This window comes from Ferrimonas kyonanensis DSM 18153, from assembly GCF_000425405.1.
Taxonomy (GTDB): Bacteria; Pseudomonadota; Gammaproteobacteria; order Enterobacterales; family Shewanellaceae; genus Ferrimonas; species Ferrimonas kyonanensis.
In genome coordinates, this window is record NZ_AUDJ01000014.1 from 91384 (window position 1) to 109885 (window position 18502).

The window sequence follows — 18502 nt, forward strand, 5'->3', positions numbered from 1 at the left end:
ACAACAAGCAATCAACTTAGGCCCATAACAATGAAAAAAACAATCGTTGCCGGAGTACTGCTGAGCCTGGCGTTAGGCTCAGCGGTGTATTACAAGGAAAGCGGCAAGGCGGATCCCGGCCAGCGAGGCCAACGTCCCATGCCCTCGGTGGTGGTGACTGACGTAGTAAGGGAGCCGATGCGGCGGGAAGTGGAAGCCCTGGGAACGGTCAAGGCCCGGGAGTCGGTGGTGTTGTCGGTGAAAGTCACCGAGACCGTAGAGGCGGTGCACTTCGAAGACGGCCAGATCGTCGAGGCCGATACCCTGCTGGTGACCCTCAGAGACGGAGAGCAGCAAGCCAAGTTGCGCGCCGCCAAGGCCAACCTGCAGGAGCAGAACCGCGAATACAACCGCATTAAAGGCCTGGTCAAGGCCAAAACCATCGCCAGTTCCGAGCTGGATAAGCGGGCCACCTCCATCGATGTGGCCCGGGCGACGCTGGCACAGTATCAGGCGGAGCTGGATGCCCGCTATCTGCGCAGCCCTTTCAAGGGGGTACTGGGGTTTAGAGAGGTCAGCCCCGGCGCCCTGGTGACTCCGGGAACCGAGGTCACCACCCTGGATGACATCGACGTGGTGAAACTGGACTTTCCGGTACCGGAAAGGTTCCTGTCGCGGCTGAAAAAAGGCCGCGAGGTAGAAGCCACCGCCGCCGCCTTCCCCGGGCGGGTGTTTACAGGTACCGTCGCCAGTATCGACAGCCGCATCGATCCGGTGACCCGAGCGCTGGTGGTTCGGGCCAACATCGATAACCGCGACCTGGCACTGCGCCCCGGAATGTTGATGACCCTAAAGTTAATTACCGAGCAGCGGGACACGCTGGTGGTGCCGGAAGAAGCGATCATTCCCCTGCAGCAGCGTCACTACCTGTTTGTGGTCAATGCCGACAATAAAATTGAACAGCGTGAAGTCGAGGTGGGCCTGAGGGTTCGCGGCAAGGTGGAAATCCTCTCCGGCGTGGACGGCGGCGAGCAGGTGGTCACTCGGGGCATTATGAAGGTGCGTCCCGGTCAGGAGGTCAAGACCCGGACCAGTGAACGCTTCAGCGTCCAGGGAGTGGGCTGATGGTATTAACGGATCTGTCGGTCAAGCGGCCGGTATTTGCTTCGGTGATCAGCCTGCTGCTGATCGCCTTCGGCCTGGTCTCCTTTGATAAGCTGCCACTGCGGGAGTACCCCAACATCGACCCGCCGGTGGTGGACATCTCCACTAACTACCGCGGCGCTTCGGCGGCGGTGGTGGAAACCCGGATTACCCAGATCATCGAAGACCGCATCGCCGGTATCGAAGGGATCAAGAACATCACCTCATCCAGCCGTGACGGTCGTTCGTCGGTGACGCTGGAGTTCAACATCGAGCGGGACATCGATGCGGCGGCTAACGACGTTCGGGATCGGGTCTCTGGACTGCTCAACAACCTGCCGGATGAGGCGGATCCCCCGGAGGTGCAAAAGGCTTCTGGCAGCTCGGAAGTGATCATGTGGCTCAACCTGCAGTCAGAGCGCATGGACACCCTGCAATTGACCGATTATGCCCGCCGTTACCTGGTGGACCGGTTGAGTGTCATCGACGGTGTGGCCAACATTCGCGTTGGCGGCGGCAAGGTGTACGCCATTCGAATCTGGGTGGACCGCCAGGCGCTGGCCGCCCGAAGTTTAACGGTGGCGGACATCGAGACCGCGCTCAGGGCGGACAACGTCGAACTGCCCGCCGGTAGCATCGAGTCTGAGAATCGCCACTTTTCGGTGCGGGTTCAGCGCAGCTTTATTGCCCCGGAAGACTTTGCCAAGCTGGTGGTTGGCCGCGGTGACGATGGGTATCTTATCCGCCTGGCGGACGTGGCTCACGTGGAGCTGGCGTCGGAGGAGGAGCGGATTGCGTTTCGGGGCAATACCGAGTCGATGATCGGCTTGGGGGTCAGTCGCCAGTCCACCGCCAACACCCTGGAGGTGGCCCGGGCGGTGCACAAGCTGGTGGCGGAGCTGAACCAGACGCTGCCGGATGGAATGGCCATTAAGCGCTCCTATGACGCGTCGGTGTTTGTGCAGGCCTCCATTGACGAGGTGTACACCACCCTGGGCATCGCCATGCTGCTGGTGATTGTGGTGATCTATCTGTTTCTGGGTAGTGTGCGAGCGATGTTGATTCCGGCGGTCACGGTGCCGGTATCGCTACTGGCCACCTTTGTGGTGCTGTATGCGCTGGACTTTTCCATCAACCTGTTGACGCTGTTGGCGCTGATTCTGGCCATCGGCATGGTGGTGGATGACGCCATCGTGATGTTGGAAAACATTCACCGCCGGGTCGAGGAGGGGGAGTCGCCCCTGAAGGCGGCCTTTCTCGGAGGCCGTCAGGTGGCGTTTGCGGTCGTGGCCACCACTTTGGTGCTGATCTCGGTATTTATGCCCATTGGTTTCCTCGAGGGGGATCTTGGCAAGCTGTTTCGAGAGTTCTCCATCGCCATGAGCGCGGCGGTGGCATTTTCCTCACTGGTGGCGTTGACCCTGAGTCCGATGATGTGTTCCAAACTGCTGCAGCCGGCGGATCAGGAGCCCTGGTTGGTGAAAAAGGTCGACCAGGCGGTGGAAGCGGCCAAGGCGCGCTATCGGCGTTCGCTGGAGCAATGGCTCAAAAACCCGCTGTTGGTGGTGACCATAGTGATCGTGGCCATGGCGGGCAGCGGCTTTCTGTTTTCCAAGGTGCCGTCGGAGTTCGCGCCGAAGGAGGATCGGGGCTCGATGTTTGTGTTTATCAACGGCCCCCAAGGCGCCAGCTACACCTTCATGAAAGACTATATGGACGAGATTGAGCACCGGTTGATGCCACTGGTGGAAGCTGGTGAAATCAAACGGTTGCTGATTCGCGCCCCCCGTGGCTGGGGCAGCATCGCCGATTTCTCCGGTGGCATGGCCATCATCAATCTGGAGGACTGGGGCAGCCGTCGCAGTGCCTTTGAGATCATGGCCGATATTCGCAGTCGCCTGGCAGACCTCAGTGGAGTGCGGGCGTTCCCGATCATGCGCCAGGCCTTTGGACGGGGCGTGGGCAAGCCGGTGCAGTTTGTGATCGGCGGCGGCAGTTATGAACAGCTGGCCCAATGGCGGGACTTGATCCTGGCCGAGGCCAAGAACAACCCCAACCTCATCGGCCTGGATCACGATTACAAGGAAACCAAGCCGCAGTTGCGGGTGGTGATTGATCGGGATCGGGCCGGCGATCTCGGCGTGTCGGTGAACACCATCGGCCGGACGCTGGAGTCGATGCTGGGGTCGCGGGTGGTGACCACCTTTGAGCAACAGGGCAAGGAGTACGACGTTATCATCGAAGGGCAGCGGGACAACCAGAACACCGCGGCCGACATGAGCAATCTGTACGTGCGTTCCGGTTCAACCGGTGAATTGATCCCGCTGGCCAACCTGGTGAGGGTAGAGGAGTACGCCGATGCGCCTAGGCTGAATCGCTATAACCGCATGCGCGCCATCACCATCGAGTCCAACCTGGCCGATGGTTACACCCAGGGGGAGGCGCTGGCCTACCTCAATGGCCTGGTGAACGAATTGCTGCCCATCGATGCGGTGGTCAGCTACAAGGGTGCCTCGCAGGACTACGAGGAGTCGGGCGACGCCGTGGTGTTCGTCTTTGCCCTGGCGCTGGTGGTGGTGTTCCTGGTGCTGGCGGCTCAGTTTGAAAGCTACATCCATCCGCTGGTGATCATGTTGACGGTGCCACTGGCGACCTTTGGCGCCTTGCTGGGACTCTATTTTACCGACCAAAGCCTCAACATCTACTCCGAGATTGGCATCATCATGCTGGTGGGACTGGCGGCGAAAAACGGCATCCTGATTGTCGAGTTTGCCAACCAGTTGCGGGACAAAGGGGTGAAGTTTGAGCAGGCGATCATCGACGCCTCGGTGCAGCGACTGCGGCCGATTCTGATGACCGGCATTACCACTGCGGCAGGCGCCATTCCGTTGGTGATGGCGTCCGGAGCCGGCTCAGAAACCCGCTTTGTGATTGGGGTGGTGGTGTTGACCGGCATTCTGGTGGCCACCTTTTTCACCCTGTTGGTGATTCCGGTGGTGTACAACCTGCTGGCGCGCTATACCCAGTCGCCGGAGTTTGTGGCCAGGCAACTGGACAGCGAGTTGGCGGACGACGATGTGTATCTGCTGAAGCGGCGTGGTAATCGTTAGCGCGGCCCAGGAAGAGTGAAAAAACGCCACCGTTTCGGTGGCGTTTTTGTGACTGCTCCCCCCGTTGTTGGTTCGGCCTGCGTATCCCTTTGTTTGGCGATTAGCGCCGTACTTATTCCTTCTTGGTCTAGCCTTACTAGACGGCGCCCGTTGGGGCATCGGTATAGCCGCGGAGGAGTAGCGATGAGACAGTGGTTGATGGCTTTGGCGCTGATGGCAGTGCCAGCGGTGATGGCAACACCGGTGCCTCTGATTGGCGATACCCTGAGTGATGAGGCGTTCCGGCAGCGGCTGAATGACCATCGCCAATCGGTGCCCATGCCAACCCCCTCGGTGGCGGCGGCCAACCATCGCCAGGTGGATCTGTTGGTATTTGTCCCTTCCTGGGCGCAGCCTCGTCTTAGCTACGAACAGATGCTGGTGATTGCTCAACAGGGAGTGGCGGCCACCAATCAGGCGTTTATCACCTCCGGCGCTCAACTGCAGCTGAGGCTGCGGGCATTGCTGCCGGCGTCGGCGGTGCCGATGTCGACTCAGGCGGCCAGCCTGTTGAATCTGTTTGCCGACGACCTTCAGGTCCAGGCGGCACTGAATCGTTACTACGGTGCGGATCTGGCCATGCTGTTGGTGCCGGCCATGGACGATGCCGCCGGCATTGCATTTTTGCCGGGGCAAGCATCGGTGGTGTCCTACCAGGGCTTTGCCGATTCCATTCGCAATGCGGTGTTCGCCCATGAACTGGGGCATAACTTTGGCGCCGGTCACGAGGGGGAGGCCAATGGCTTGTTTCCTTACAGCCATGCCATTGATTGTGGCTTTGGCCGTACCTTGATGTGGTCGTTTGTCAGCAATGCCACCTTGGCCAGTTTCTCCTCTCCGGGGTTGTCTGCGCCTCTGGGCTGCGGCGATGCGGTGACCGCAGACAATGGCCGCACCCTGAGTGAGTCTGCCGACTTTATCGCCGATCAGGCGCAGCCGCTGACGGAGCGGGGCACCCTGGCGTTTGTGGCCGCCAGGCTGCAAGCCGATGAGGGCAGTGCGGTTTCAGTACCGGTACGGCGAACCGACGTCAGCCAGGTTGCCGCTGCGGCGGTGCGGGTCAGCGGCAACGGCTATCAGGGGCCGGCGTTGTTGGCACTGACCTTTGAGGCCGGTGTGGAAGAGGCCATGGTTGAACTGGTTACCTCGGTGGATGGCATCAACGCCGACAGAGAGTTGCTGTTGGAATTGTTGTGGCCGTCGGGCAGTGGCGTCGGTGCCCAGAGTACGACGGTGGTCGCTCTGGCGGACGCGGATGCCAATGGTGGCCCGGGAAGCATCGTGTTTTCCCAAAGCCTCTATCAGGTCTCTGCGGGTGAGCTTGTTCAGGTTGGCTTGTCCCGGATTGGCGGCAGCCAGGGATTGTTGACCGTGCGGCTGCAGACCATCGCGTTGACCGCCGTGGCGGGGCAGGACTATGCGCCTCTGGATACCACGGTGACGTTCGCCGAGGGTGAGGTGTCAAAGAGCGTCGATGTGACGACGTTCAGCGGTGATCAGGACAGCGCCTTGCTGCTCAGGCTGACGTCGGCCGGGGGCCAGCAATCGGAGGTGCGGCTCGAACTGACGGCCACTTCCGCACCGGATTCTGGTGGCGGCGGTGGCGGTTCGTTAGGGTGGTGGGGGCTGTGGGTCGGCCTTACCCTTGTTTGTCGTCGCCGGATTCAGAGTCTGGCTTCGAATCGGGTTTAGGCAGGTTGGGTTTACCAAACTGCGGCATCTTAAAGTTAGCCGTGTGCTTGATGACCATGATGTTGCTGACAATGATGCCGAGGATCAGGGCGATCAGAAGCCATGCTTGCCAATTTTCCATGAGGACTCTGTCTGTGGGAACCTTGGTTCAAGTGTACCACAGTGGTGCCCGCCGGGAAGGGCGGGCACCCAGTTGCCATTAGCCTGGCTGAGGCCAGCGTCCCCCAAGAGATTTGTACAGTGCCACCACCAGCTGGGCATGTTGAGTCTGTGCCTGCAACAGTTCAAGGTCCGCCTGATGACCGGCGCTTCTTGCCTTGAGGCGGTCGATGCCGCTGGCCAGGCCGCTGCTGGCCAGGGCGTCGGTGCGCGTGACCGCTTCTCTGGTCTGAGCCCTGGCCTGAGACAGCGACTGCAGGTGGGCCTGGCTGTTGCCGTAAGCGTTCAGCAGGGTTTCCACTTCACCAAAGGCGGCCAGCAGTGTGCGTTGGTACTCCAAGGCGGCGATGTCGACCTGTGACTGCGCCACGGCTTGCAGTGCATCCCTCAGGCCACCGTCAAACAGGCTCCAGTTCACGCCAGCCCCGAAGCTCCAGGCACTGGCGCCGCTGGCAAACAAGTCACCAAAGTCGCTGGCCGCCACACCCGGGGCGCCGGTCAGGTAGAAGCTGGGGTATTGGTTGGCAATGGCGACCCCTAACTCGGCATTGGCGACCTTCATCTGCCGTTCGGCAAACCGAATGTCCGGTCGGCGTTGCAACAACTCCGACGGCAGCCCCACCGGAATCACACCGCTAACCTGGGGCAGAGGCTGCGGCGAGGCCAGACTCGTTAGCAGAGCCGATGACGGCTGGCCGGTTAAGATGGCCAGCCGACGACTGTGGGCATCGATGACACTGTCAAACTGGGGCAGTACCGCTTGCAGTTGCGCCTGCTGGGCGCGGACTTGTGCCGGTTCGATCCCCGAAGCCAGACCGCTGTCATAGAGGCTCTCCACCCGCTGTAACAGGGCCTGCAGATCCTGTTGCTGGCTGAGGACAATCCGTTGTTGTTGTTGGGCACTGCGCAGTTGCAGGTAGTTATTGACCACGGCACTGACCACCAGCATGCGTGTGCCATCGGCAACGATGGCAACTTGATCGGCCCTGGCCTGAGTGGCTTCCACCAGGCGGGCGGTTTTACCAAACAGATCCGGCTCCCAGGCGGCACTCAAGCCTAGGTAAGACGCCTGAAAGTGTCGGCTGGCCAGAGGCATGCCTAGGGGCTGGCCCCCCACTGAGGGGTGACGAAGTGGCCCGCCGATTGGCCCCTGTTCGCTAAGCATGCCGGCGCTGAAGCCGCCGCCGATGCCCACCTGAGGCAGGGAGGTGGCGGACACGGCCTGACGGTAGCTGTCCGCCAACTTGACCCGCTCCTGGGCAGCCAGTACGTGCAGGTTCTGGGACAGTGCCTGTTGCACCAGTTGGTTGAGCATCGGATCGTTGAACTGTTGCCACCAGCTTAACTCGATGCTGGCCGATTGAGTCGAGGCCGACGTCTGCCAGCTGTCGGGTTGTCCACTGTGAGCGCCTGGGCCGTGATAATCCGGGCCGACGGCGCAGCCACTCAGAAGCAGCGCCAGAGTGAGGGGAATCAGCTTACGCATTGTGTTGCTCCTGTTGTGCGGGCACCCGATACAGCACCGCATAGAAAACCGGCATAATCAGCAAGGTTAAAAAGGTGGCCACCGACAAGCCGCCGATGATGGTGGCCGCCATGGGCCCAAACAGCGGATCCCACCACAGCGGAATCATCCCCAGCACGGTTGTTAAAGCGGCCATGCTGATGGCCAGAGTACGATTGACCGCGGCCTCCACCAGGGCATCGAAGGCACTGCGGCCATTGGCAATCTCCATGTTGATCTGGTCCATCAACACGATGCCGTTTTTGATGATCATCCCCGACAGGGCGATGACCCCCACCAACGCCATAAATCCAAAGGGCATGTTGGCCATCAGCAGCATGGGGATCACCCCCATCAACGCCAGCGGAATGGTCATGACGATCACCAAGGGTTGTCGCAGGCCGTTGAACATGGCCACCATCAGAATCAGCATCATTACTCCGGCCTTGGGCAGTTGCGCGAAGATGTCTTTGACCGAGCGATCTTCGTCGTAAAACTCGCCACCCCAGGCCATGGTGTAACCGTCCGGCAGTTCAATGGCGTCGATGGCATCGGCAATCTGCTGACGAGCCTGAGAGGCAAACATCCCTTCGACATCGGCTTGAACGGTCATGGTTCGAACCCGATCGCGGCGCCAAATCTGGCCCTCTTCGAAGCCGAGGTCAAAGCGGTCCACCACCTGCCCCATGGGAACCGAGTGTCCCCCCAGCAGCGGCTTGACCGGAAGTGTCAGCAGGGTGCTGAAATCATTGCGCTCGATGGGCGGTTGCCGCAACAGCACCGGAAGTCGATCCTGGCCCTGATACAGGTTGGCCACCAGCAGCCCGTCAGTGGCGCGGGCCAACGCCAGATTGACATCGTTGCGAGTCACGCCAGCCAGACGGGCGTTATCCTGATTAAACGCCGGGATCAGCACTTTGCTGGGCTGGCGCCAGTCATCGCGAATGTACTGCAGGTGGGGGTGAGCCTGCATGATCGCTTTAGCCTGCGCGGCAAGCTGGCGCAACACCAGTGGATCGGGGCCGGAAAAACGGGCCTCGATATTGAATTTATCCACCGTGGCCAGCTTCAGTGGTCGGAATCGAGGTTCGGCCTGGGGAAATTCGGCTTTGAGGAAGGCATTGCCTCGACGGCGCAATTCCGGAATCTGGTCGAATCGCTGCAGGCTGACCAGAATCTGACCATAGGCGGGATCATTCGGCTCCGGTTCATAGGTCACCGTGAAGCGGGGGGCACCGCCACCGATGAAGCTGGCAATGTGGGTCACCTCGGGTTGTTGCAGTAACCACTGTTCTATCTTGGCCATGTCGGCGGCGGTGTGCTGCAGGTCTCCTCCCTGAGGCAACCAGTAGTCGACAAAGGTAATGGCTCGATCAGAACCGGGCATGAAGTTGACCAGGATCTTGGTACTGAGCAGGCCGGTAGCCACCAGGGCCAGGGCCACTACGGCCAGAGTTCGTTTGCGATGAGTGAGAATCCGGGTGATCAACCGGCGCGAGTGACGCTGCCAGGCGGGCTCTGGCTGGGCATCGGCAGCGGGCTGATAAAACTGCCAACACAACAACGGCGTGAGGGTAACCGCGACGATCCAGCTGAGCATCAAAGAGGAGGCCATCACCTTGAACAGGTCAATGGCGAACTCCGCAGCCGACGTCTGGCTGAACAACACCGGCGTGGTGGCGGCGATGGCGATGAGAGTGGCGGCCAGCAAGGGGATGGCGGTCTCTTTTACCGCTTCGGCCGCGGCTCGGTCACGGTCGGTGCCGGTTCTAAGCTTGGCGATAAACAGGTCGGTGATGACGATGGCGTTGTCCACCAGCATGCCCAAGGCCAGAATGAAGGCACCCACGGATACGCGGTGCAGATCCACCGCGCCTATCTTCATGTACACCAGGGTGAGTAACAGGGTAACGGCAAGACTGGCACCGACAATGCTGGCGCTGCGCCAGCCCATAAACAGCCACAGTACCAGTACCACAATGGCGATGGAGCTGAGTAGATTGCCGACAAAGTTATTGACTGATTTTTGCACTTCGTCTGGCTGAAATACGATGGTATGAACCTGAACACCTGCGGGCATTCTGGCTTCGAAGTCGGCGATGGCCTGTTTCAGAGTATCGCCGATGGCGACGACATTGATGCCATTTTTCGGATTCACAGCAACGGTAATGGCTGCCTGGCCGTTGTATCGACTCATGGACAGCGGGGTGTCGCTGTCCGCCTCATGCACCTTGGCCACATCACCAAGACGGAAGCGGTCGTCGCCCACTGGCCCGGCTCCGCCTCTTAGGGTCAGGTTTCGCAGTGCGTCAACGGAGTCAAGAGTGTCGGTCTGAGTGATGCGAATCCGCTCGTAGCCCAGGGTCATCTGTCCCGGGTGACTGACCAGGTTCTGGCTCTGCAGCTGATCAAACAGCTGTACCGGCGTCAGGCGGAATTTAGCCAGCTTGGCCTCATCGATTTCGATGTGGATGGATCGTTCACGCAGTCCCTGTAGCAGCACCTTGTTGACGCCGTTTACGGCCTTTAACTGGCGCTGCAGTTGGCGGGCATAGTGATTCAGCTCAAGTGCAGGAATGCCGTCGCCGCTGACAGCAAACAGCATGCCATAGACTTCGGAGAACTCGTCAATCACCACCGAGACCTGAGCTTCCAGCGGCAGTTCCAGTTTCACGTCGTTGACTTTACGTCGCAGCAGATCCCAGTGCTGGGGTAACTCGGCGCCGGTGGTGGTTTCCACCAGTTCGACGAAAATCATCGACTGGCCGGGGCGGCTGACGGAACGCAGTTTCCACAGCTTGCCCATCTGCTGTAGTTTGCGCTCCATGACGTCGGTGACTCTGGATTCGACCTCTTCGGCGCTGGCACCTGGGTAGAGGGTAACCACGGCGGCGGTCTTTACCGTAAAGGCAGGGTCTTCCAGTTTGCCCATGGCGCTGTAGCCGTACAGCCCCAGCAAGCACAGCAGGGTAGTAAGAAAACTGGCAAAGAAGCGTTTGTTGATGGTTAGGGTAGCCGGATTCATCGATGGCGTTCCTCTCACAACTGCGCCTGCTGGTCATCCAGCAGAACCGTGCCGACAGGAGCGCCGTCGTCAAAATAGGCGGCGCCGGAGATCACCAGTTGATCGCCCTGGTTCAGTGCGCCGTTAACCCGAATTTGGTCACTTTCTAAGCCACTGACCGTGACCGCAACCCGCCTCAAAGTCTGATGATCGAGGACTGCGACGTAGTGGTGTGTTCCGTCGCTTTGGACGGCACTGCTGGGCACCAGGTGGCCACTGTGATTGTCGATGGGCAGCGAGATCCGCAGCAAGCCGGTTTGCTCCGGCCACCCATGCTTGGGTTGGTCGTCGAGTCGAGCCGTGACTCGAAAACTTCGAGACAGCAGATTGGCCGAGCGGCGAATTTCATGAATGGAGGCACTGAGAGACTGCTGTTGACCGGTGGCGTTAAAGCGAACCTTCTGGCCCGGCATCAGCCGCTGGGCGATCTGTTCAGGCACGTCCATTTGCACCTCGTAACCGCTGAGTCCATGCAGGGTCAGCACCGGTGAGGTGGGAATCGCCTGTTCGTGGGGTTCAATGCTGATGCTGGCGACGATGCCGTCAAACGGTGCATTGAGTACGCTGTAGCGTTTGGCATCGCGCATCATCTGCAGTCGCTGCTCCACCACGGTGACTGAGGCTTCGCTGCGCTCGACGGCGGTGTTGGCGCGATCCAGTTCGACTCGGGCAATGGCGTCTTCAGCATTGGCAGTAAGTACTCGCTTTCGCTCCTGGCGGGCTTGTTTTGCCTGCGCCTTGGCTTCTCTCAGTCGCGCCTGGTACTCGGTGATCTGGACATCGAAGTCATGAGGATCCAGTCGCATCAACGGCTGTCCCTTGGCCACCATATCGCCCTCTTTGGCTCCGATTGCCGCGACAGGCCCGGGCACGCGAAACGCCAGTTCGGCGGTATCGATGGGAACCAGCATGGCGGGCAGGGTCAGCGTTTCCTGTTGCTGGGCCGCGGTCAGAGTGATGGCCCGAATGGGACGGGGGGTTTTGTCGGCGTAATGCGGGGCTTCGTGGCTGCAGCCTGCCAGAATCAGGCTCAGAGCCAGGCTGCTGAGGAGCATCGGAGTGGACAGGGGTTTCATAGTGGTGTCTTTGATTGGGAATATTGGGGGCAAGTGTAAAGAGCGATGCGGCGCCGATGAACCGTCATCACAGAGAATTACTTTCACGATAATTGATAAAATGGGCCGGGTTCTCAGCGCCTATTGAACAGCTATTCAATAAAATCCGCGACCAGGCAACGGCGGCGGCTGGGCGGCATCAACCGCTGAGCGCCGTTGCTGTGGCGGCTGGCGAGGTTGGCAGTCTTCACTGCCGACGATAGTTGCTACTGGCTGGTCTGACTGGGGCAGGGGAGCCCGGGCCGTGAACCTGAATCAATGCAGGGAGAGTGCACGGATTGGGGAGTTGATGATACACGACCCGGGATGGTGTTTATGGTAAGCCCGGAGCGACTCGGCATTAACCCTCTTTGAGCAGAATCACTTTTACAGAATGTGATAAAGTGCCGGGTCGTTTTTGGTGGCGGTCAGGATAAACTCGATGAAGTCCTTCAGCAGTCGGGTCTGCAGTTGCCGGCTGGAATAGATGAGCCAGATATCCTCACCAAAGCTGGGGTCGCCTTCAAACAGTTGAATCAGTTTGCCCTCTTGAATCAGAGGGAAGGCGATCAAGTTGGGTAAAAATCCGATGCCATGATTGCTGAGCAGTAAGTCACCGAGCAGCGATTGTTGGTTGACGATGAAGTCACCGCGAACCTTGACCCGATTGTGGGGGTCCACTTGCCAGTCGTCGTCCAGTTGGCCGTTGGGCATGCGGAACAGCACGCAGTTGTGCTGTGCCAGTTCCTCCGGGCGCTGGGGACGACCGTGCTTGGCCAGGTAGTCAGGGGTGGCCACCACCAGCCGGCGCAACTTCCCTGCCAGGCGGGCCACCTGGCTGGAATCCCGCTGTTTGCCCAGACGCATGCCAAGGTCAAAGCCGTTCTCAACCAGATCCAGCTCTCGATCGGAAACCACGATGTCAAAGGTCACCCCGGGATGAAGCTGCTGATACTGTTGAAGGAACGGCAGTATCAGGTTGGAGTCGGCAAACATCTGAATTCGCAGTCGGCCCTTAAGCTCCTGTTGGGCCCCTTGCAGCTCCTGCAGGGTGTTGTTCAGCTCATTGAGTAACGGGCGGGTGCGTTGATAAAACTGGTCACCGGCCTCGGTGATTCTCAACTGCCGGGTGGTGCGTTGAAATAACATGAAGCCGAGATCTTGTTCCAGCGCCTTGATGCGACGACTGACATTGGCCACCGGCAGATCGGAGATGGTGGCGGCCTGAGTAAAGCTCTGGCAGTCGGCGACCAGATGGAACAGGCTTAGATCTTCGGTTTTCATGAGGTTGCTCTCCCTATCGAACTCTGAATCATACCATTGATTTCTTATAGGCTACTGAACGTAGAGGCAGAAAGTGTCATAAGCTCGCCGCGGTGTCTTGGTCTTGTCTTATGGGGCGCAGCCGCTACCATGGGGCCAGTGTTAAGCTGGCAAGGGAGTGCTATGGAATCGTTGCTGTTGCCCATCAGGCAGTTTTTGTGTTGTGCCACCCCGGGGGCCTGGATTGAGCTGGCACGTCAACCCCAGTCTCAGTCGTTGATTCTGCAGGACCATCTACTGTGTGAATTGAAGGCCGCGCAGTCGGCGGCCTGGTTGCTGCGTCGCTATGTGCTCGATGAGCGCAGCAGCCAGCGGCTGCAAGCCTGTCTCGCTCCTTACTCGGCCACCGTGTATCAGCCGCAGCGATTAGCCCAACTGCCTCGGCCCGAGCTCAGCGTGTCTGAGTTGTCGCGACGTCATGGTGGGGTCGGGTCTGAGGCGCTGCTGGAGAAGATGGTTCGGCTCATCAAAGAAGAGCTGCACCATTTTAACCAGGTACACCAGTTAATGCAGTCCAGGGGCATCGCTGTGCAGCCGCTGTCTGCCTCGCGTTATGCGTCGGGTCTGTTAGCGGAGGTGCGCACCTTTGAGCCCCAGGCGCTGGTGGATAAACTGATCATCGGTGCCTACATCGAAGCCCGCTCCTGTGAGCGTTTTGCGGCCCTGGCACCGCATCTGGACGGAGAGTTGCAGCGCTTTTACCTGTCGTTGCTGCGCTCCGAGGCGCGCCATTTCGAGGATTATCTGGTGTTGGCTCGGCAGATCAGCCCGGAGATCATCGACCCCCGGATCGAGGTCATCGGTGCACGGGAGCGTCAGTTGATCCTGTCGGCAGACACTCAGTTTCGGTTTCACTCCGGTGTGCCGACACCCAGCCGGTCACCAGCAGCAGTAACGCCGCAAAGTAGCTGATGAATATGGTGCTCATCCCTAACTGGCTGTGCCAATAGAAGGTGTCGAAGGCGATAAGGCTGTCGGACAGCAGAAACAGCAGTGCGCCGGCTTGGGTGGCCGGATTGAGGTTGGCACGCAGGGCGCCCATGACCATGGCGGTCAGCAGCAGGCTGTAGAGGCCGATTAGGGGGGCTCGCCAATCGAAGAACGGCCACAACAGCCACAGGAAGATCACCGTACCCACCGGCATTCCCAGCCACTGCCAGCTTGGCCGCCGGCCAGGACGGCGCCAAAACAGCCAGCACAACCCGAACTGGGTGATGGCAAAGGCGGCCAGGCCCAGATGCAGGTGGGAGTGGTGGCCAAAGTCCAGAAAAACATCACCAACGGCGGCGGCCAGCAGAGCGATGACCCAGGGGCTGCGGTCACGATGGGGCAAGTGCCTCAGGCAGTAGGCGGCCAAAAGCAGCGCCGGCAGGGCTTTGAGCAGGTAGCTGAGTGGGTAGGGGCGCCAGGCTTCCGTCAGGGTGTAGGCGACGGCGCAGGCCACGGCGGCGGTCAGCAGCCAGCGGGACTGATTCATTCCATTCCTTGAGAGTTATCAGGTTTACTCTTTTTTGACATACTTTTCAGTCGGTTCCAAGTTGGTGTTGCGATAGGGTGACAGTGTATTAGCCGCCACCTGGGGCGACGCTTATGTTGTTACCTTATGATTTTAAAGAAAATTTATCGTGGCGGCTGCCCCGGCCCAGGCGATTGAAGCGGAACACACTTTTTATCGTAAAATTGTCTGAAATTGGCCATTGATCCAGTACAATGTCGGCGATTCTAGCGTGGTACCCGGAAAATAATAATGAAATCAGACATTGCCATCTCTCAATCTGCTTGTTTATCCGCAATCACTGACGTTGCGGCCGCCGCTGGCATTCAGCCACAAGAACTGATCCCCCAGGGGCAATACAAAGCCAAATTGAGCTATTCACTGCTTCACCGTGCCAGCAACGCGCCACAGGGCAAGTTGGTGCTGGTGACGGCCATTACTCCCACTCCGTTAGGCGAAGGCAAAACGGTTACTACCATCGGCTTGTCTCAGGGGCTGAAGGCCATTGGCAAGAAGGTCATGGCGTGCATTCGCCAGCCCAGCATGGGGCCGGTGTTTGGCGTAAAAGGCGGTGCAGCCGGTGGCGGTTACAGCCAGGTGGCGCCGATGGAGGAGCTGAACCTGCACCTGACCGGCGACATTCATGCGGTGACGGCGGCCCATAACCTGGCAGCGGCGGCCATCGATGCCCGTTTGTATCACGAGCTGCGTCACGGCGAAGCGTTTGAAGCCAAAACCGGACTGACGCCGCTGGGGCTGCAAGCCGACTCGGTGGTGTGGGGACGTGTGGTCGACATGAACGACCGGGCCCTGCGAAAGATCAAGATAGGGCTTAACGAGCCGGGCAAGACCATTAACGGCATTGAGCGCGAGTCCGGTTTTGACATCTCGGCGGCGTCCGAATTGATGGCCATCCTGGCCCTGGCCAGCGACCTGAACGATCTGCGGGCTCGTCTCGGTCGTGTGGTCCTGGCCTACAGCAACACTGGCAAGCCGGTCACCGCCGAAGACATCGGGGTCGCCGGCGCGATGGCGGCGATTTTGCGCGATGCCGCTCAGCCGACACTGATGCAGTCTCTGGAAGGGGTACCAACCCTGGTGCACGCCGGTCCGTTCGCCAACATTGCTCACGGCAACTCCTCTATCATTGCCGATCGCATGGCCCTGGGGCTGGCGGATGTGGTGGTGACCGAAGCCGGATTTGGCTCCGACATGGGCTTTGAAAAGGCCTGCAACATTAAGGCGCGTGCCGCGGGGCGTGGACCGGATGCGGCGGTGGTGGTCGCCACCCTGCGTGGTCTCAAGGCTAATTCAGGTCGCTACGACCTGCGTCCGGGCCAGCCGCTGCCGGAGTCGATCTTCAACGAGGATGCCGAGGCCCTGGCTGGCGGTTTTGCCAACCTGAAATGGCACATCGACAATGCCGCTCGTTACGGCGTGCCGGTGGTGGTGGCACTGAACCGATTCCCCGATGACAGCGATGCCGAACTGCAGTGGCTGGCTGACAAGGTCAAACAGGCCGGTGCCCAGGTGGCGCTGTCCGAAGCGTTTGCCAAAGGCGGCGAAGGTGCCACCGAGCTGGCTCAGGCGGTGATGACTGCGCTCAGCCAACCGGCCGAGTTTGCCCCTCTGTATCGGTGTGACCAGCCGCTGGAGCACAAACTGCTGACCATGGCGGAAGTGGCCTACGGCGGTAACGGCATCGAGTTGTCGGAGCAGGCCAAGGCCGACATCGAACGCCTGACCGAGCTGGGCTATGGTGACTTGCCGGTGTGCATGGCGAAAACGCCGCTGTCCATCAGCCATGATCCGTCCCTGAAAGGGGTGCCGACCGACTTTGAGATCCCGGTCCGCGGCCTGCGCCTGTGCGCCGGTGCTGGATTTATCTATGTGTTGACCGGCAATGTGATGACCATGCCCGGTCTGCCGGAAAAACCGGCCTACCTCAGTATCGACATCGATGAGCAGGGCAACATCGTCGGCATCGACGAATAGACCATGGTGGCTGACGCTGCGGATTTCCGGGGCGTCGTCCTACTGTTGGATCGGCAACATTGGCACCGCAACCCGCGGCGGCTGTGATACTCTAAAGAGACTGATTTCGTCGAGTTTGTGTAGTTATGAAATACCAGATTGTTCCTGTTACCCCGTTTCAGCAAAACTGTTCCTTGGTGTGGTGTTCGCAGACCAACAAAGGGGCGGTGATTGATCCCGGTGGCGATCTTGAGATGATTGAAGCCGCCATCGCTTCACAAGGCATTGAGATTGAGAAAGTGCTGTTGACCCATGCGCACATCGATCACGCCGGAGCTTCACGGATGCTGGCGGATAAACTGCAGGTTCCTCTGGTTGGCCCTCATAAGGCCGACCAGTTCTGGCTGGACCAACTGCCTCAGCAGGCGCAGATGTTTGGCCTGGCCCTGACCCAGGCGTTTCAGCCGGACCGCTACCTGGAGGATGGTCAGGCGGAAACCGTGGGCAACCTGACCCTGAATGTGCTGCATACGCCGGGGCATACGCCGGGTCATGTGGTGTTTCATGAGGCCGACAGCGGCACCGCCTTCGTGGGGGATGTGCTGTTCAGCGGTTCTATCGGCCGAACCGATTTCCCGATGTCTAATCATGGCGATCTGATCGCCTCCATCACTCAGAAGTTGTGGCCTTTGGGGGATGCGACCGAGTTTGTGCCCGGCCATGGGCCTAACTCCACCTTTGGTGCCGAGCGGCGCTCCAACCCGTTCGTGGCCGACGCCGTGTTGGCCGGTTGATGCTGACGACTGCGTGAACAAGAGCCGGCCTTGAGCCGGCTTTTTTATGACTGACGCTTAAATCCTGTTCAATGAGCGTGCTTCATTTGCCCGAGATCAAGCCGGAAGCCGTTGACGGTCTCCGTCGCCTCGAATCGGCCTGACATCGTGTTAGGCTGAGCCTTTTACCACCCTTACATGGAATCCAAATGAAGTATCAGGTCGTACCGGTGACTCCGTACCGGACCAACTGCATCCTGTTGTGGTGCACGACTACGCTGCAGGCTGCGGTCATCGATCCCGGCGGCAATCACAATGACATTGTGAAGGCGGCTGAAGCCAACGGCGTGACGGTGACTCAGGTATGGCTGACCCATGGCCACATCGACCACGCGGGAGAAGCCAGAGTGCTGGCGGATCGCCTCAAGGTGGCGGTGATTGGGCCGCACCGGGATGACCAGTTTCTGCTGGACGATCTGGAGCAGGAAGCGAGAACCTACGGATTTCCGGTGCACCCCAAGGTCGTGCCGGATCGCTATCTCAATGATGGCGATCAGCTGAGTGTGGGCCAACTGAGGTTTGAGGTTTTGCACACGCCGGGGCACACGCCAGGGCATGTGGTGTTTCATCAACCCGATGCCGGTCTGGTGTTTGTGGGGGACGTGATTTTTGCCAGTTCGGTTGGCCGCACCGACTTTGAGGGCGGCAACCAGGTGCAGCTGCTAACCTCCATCACCGACAAGTTGTGGCCTCTGGGCAATGAGACCGAGTTTGTCCCCGGGCACGGAGCAAACTCCACCATTGGCCGCGAACGCCGACTGAACCCCTATGTGGCGGACACAGTGCTGGGCTGACGACAAGCCAGAGATGAAAAAAAACCGGCCCTGAGGCCGGTTTTTTTATGAATATTGCTGCCAGAGTTTGGGCTGGCGTTCGGTATTGACCATGTCGTAGAGCACGTAGGCCAGAAATGGCAGGCCGGCGGTCAGCATGATCTTGGCGACCAGCAGGGCATTGGGGCTGTCGAACAGCACTGGGCTGATTAAATCGGTCATGTCAGTCTCCTGAGTCTCAGGGCTGGCGACTCTCGTGTCCATTGGGAGCGCGGAGCGTGGGCCGATCGATGCGTCGGCTGTGACCCCTTCAGGGGCGG

At 59.7% G+C, this 18502-nt stretch carries 14 protein-coding genes; 7 read left to right on the forward strand and 7 right to left on the reverse strand.

Going from position 1 to position 18502, the window contains the following annotated elements:
* Nucleotides 1-30: 30 nt before the first annotated feature.
* The 3 genes from H598_RS0106220 to H598_RS0106230 all read left to right on the forward strand — a co-directional run bounded on the left by H598_RS0106220 (nucleotide 31) and on the right by H598_RS0106230 (nucleotide 5963).
* Nucleotides 31-1104 (forward strand): efflux RND transporter periplasmic adaptor subunit, encoded by a 1074-nt coding sequence (locus tag H598_RS0106220; RefSeq protein WP_028112243.1) that lies wholly within the window; start codon nucleotides 31-33, stop codon nucleotides 1102-1104.
* A complete protein-coding gene (locus tag H598_RS0106225; protein ID WP_028112244.1) occupies nucleotides 1104-4232 on the forward strand; it encodes an efflux RND transporter permease subunit in 3129 nt (1042 codons plus the stop codon). Before H598_RS0106220 ends, H598_RS0106225 begins: the two co-directional genes overlap by 1 nt.
* 183 nt (nucleotides 4233-4415) lie before the next feature.
* Entirely contained in the window at nucleotides 4416-5963 is a 1548-nt protein-coding gene (locus H598_RS0106230) for a reprolysin-like metallopeptidase (RefSeq protein ID WP_028112245.1), read from the forward strand.
* On the opposite strand, the gene H598_RS25930 is transcribed toward H598_RS0106230, so the two are convergent.
* From H598_RS25930 to H598_RS0106250, 5 genes are all read right to left on the reverse strand, one after another.
* Nucleotides 5911-6084, reverse strand: coding sequence for a DUF2897 family protein (locus H598_RS25930; protein ID WP_084144349.1), 174 nt, complete (start codon nucleotides 6082-6084; stop codon nucleotides 5911-5913). The two genes, H598_RS0106230 and H598_RS25930, sit on opposite strands and share 53 nt — an antisense overlap.
* Nucleotides 6085-6162: 78 nt before the next feature.
* Nucleotides 6163-7608, reverse strand: a complete 1446-nt coding sequence (locus H598_RS0106235) for an efflux transporter outer membrane subunit (protein ID WP_028112246.1) — start codon at nucleotides 7606-7608, stop codon at nucleotides 6163-6165.
* Nucleotides 7601-10651: an efflux RND transporter permease subunit gene (locus H598_RS0106240; protein ID WP_028112247.1), complete on the reverse strand. Its 3051-nt coding sequence runs from the start codon at nucleotides 10649-10651 to the stop codon at nucleotides 7601-7603. Before H598_RS0106240 ends, H598_RS0106235 begins: the two co-directional genes overlap by 8 nt.
* Nucleotides 10652-10665: 14 nt before the next feature.
* Nucleotides 10666-11766: an efflux RND transporter periplasmic adaptor subunit gene (locus H598_RS0106245; protein WP_028112248.1), complete on the reverse strand. Its 1101-nt coding sequence runs from the start codon at nucleotides 11764-11766 to the stop codon at nucleotides 10666-10668.
* 405 nt (nucleotides 11767-12171) lie between these two features.
* The gene (locus tag H598_RS0106250; RefSeq protein ID WP_028112249.1) at nucleotides 12172-13068 is read right to left on the reverse strand and encodes a LysR family transcriptional regulator; all 897 of its coding nucleotides are present in this window, start codon (nucleotides 13066-13068) and stop codon (nucleotides 12172-12174) included.
* Nucleotides 13069-13230: 162 nt separating this feature from the next.
* Here H598_RS0106250 and miaE point away from each other — a divergent pair, with 162 nt between their 5' ends.
* The gene (miaE, locus tag H598_RS23525) at nucleotides 13231-14019 is read left to right on the forward strand and encodes a tRNA isopentenyl-2-thiomethyl-A-37 hydroxylase MiaE (protein ID WP_051252495.1); all 789 of its coding nucleotides are present in this window, start codon (nucleotides 13231-13233) and stop codon (nucleotides 14017-14019) included.
* Here miaE and H598_RS25935 read toward each other — a convergent pair.
* Nucleotides 13904-14584, reverse strand: coding sequence for a lysoplasmalogenase family protein (locus H598_RS25935; RefSeq protein WP_084144351.1), 681 nt, complete (start codon nucleotides 14582-14584; stop codon nucleotides 13904-13906). The genes miaE and H598_RS25935 overlap by 116 nt on opposite strands.
* A gap of 270 nt (nucleotides 14585-14854) precedes the next feature.
* Between H598_RS25935 and H598_RS0106270 the strand changes: the two genes are divergently transcribed.
* From H598_RS0106270 to H598_RS0106280, 3 genes are all read left to right on the forward strand, one after another.
* Nucleotides 14855-16597, forward strand: a complete 1743-nt coding sequence (locus tag H598_RS0106270) for a formate--tetrahydrofolate ligase (protein ID WP_028112251.1) — start codon at nucleotides 14855-14857, stop codon at nucleotides 16595-16597.
* Between the two features lie 125 nt (nucleotides 16598-16722).
* Nucleotides 16723-17370, forward strand: a complete 648-nt coding sequence (locus H598_RS0106275; RefSeq protein WP_028112252.1) for an MBL fold metallo-hydrolase — start codon at nucleotides 16723-16725, stop codon at nucleotides 17368-17370.
* A 188-nt stretch (nucleotides 17371-17558) separates the two neighbouring features.
* Entirely contained in the window at nucleotides 17559-18203 is a 645-nt protein-coding gene (locus tag H598_RS0106280) for an MBL fold metallo-hydrolase (RefSeq protein WP_028112253.1), read from the forward strand.
* 45 nt (nucleotides 18204-18248) lie between these two features.
* On the opposite strand, the gene H598_RS26415 is transcribed toward H598_RS0106280, so the two are convergent.
* Nucleotides 18249-18404, reverse strand: a complete 156-nt coding sequence (locus H598_RS26415) for a hypothetical protein (RefSeq protein ID WP_156896949.1) — start codon at nucleotides 18402-18404, stop codon at nucleotides 18249-18251.
* Nucleotides 18405-18502: the final 98 nt, after the last annotated feature.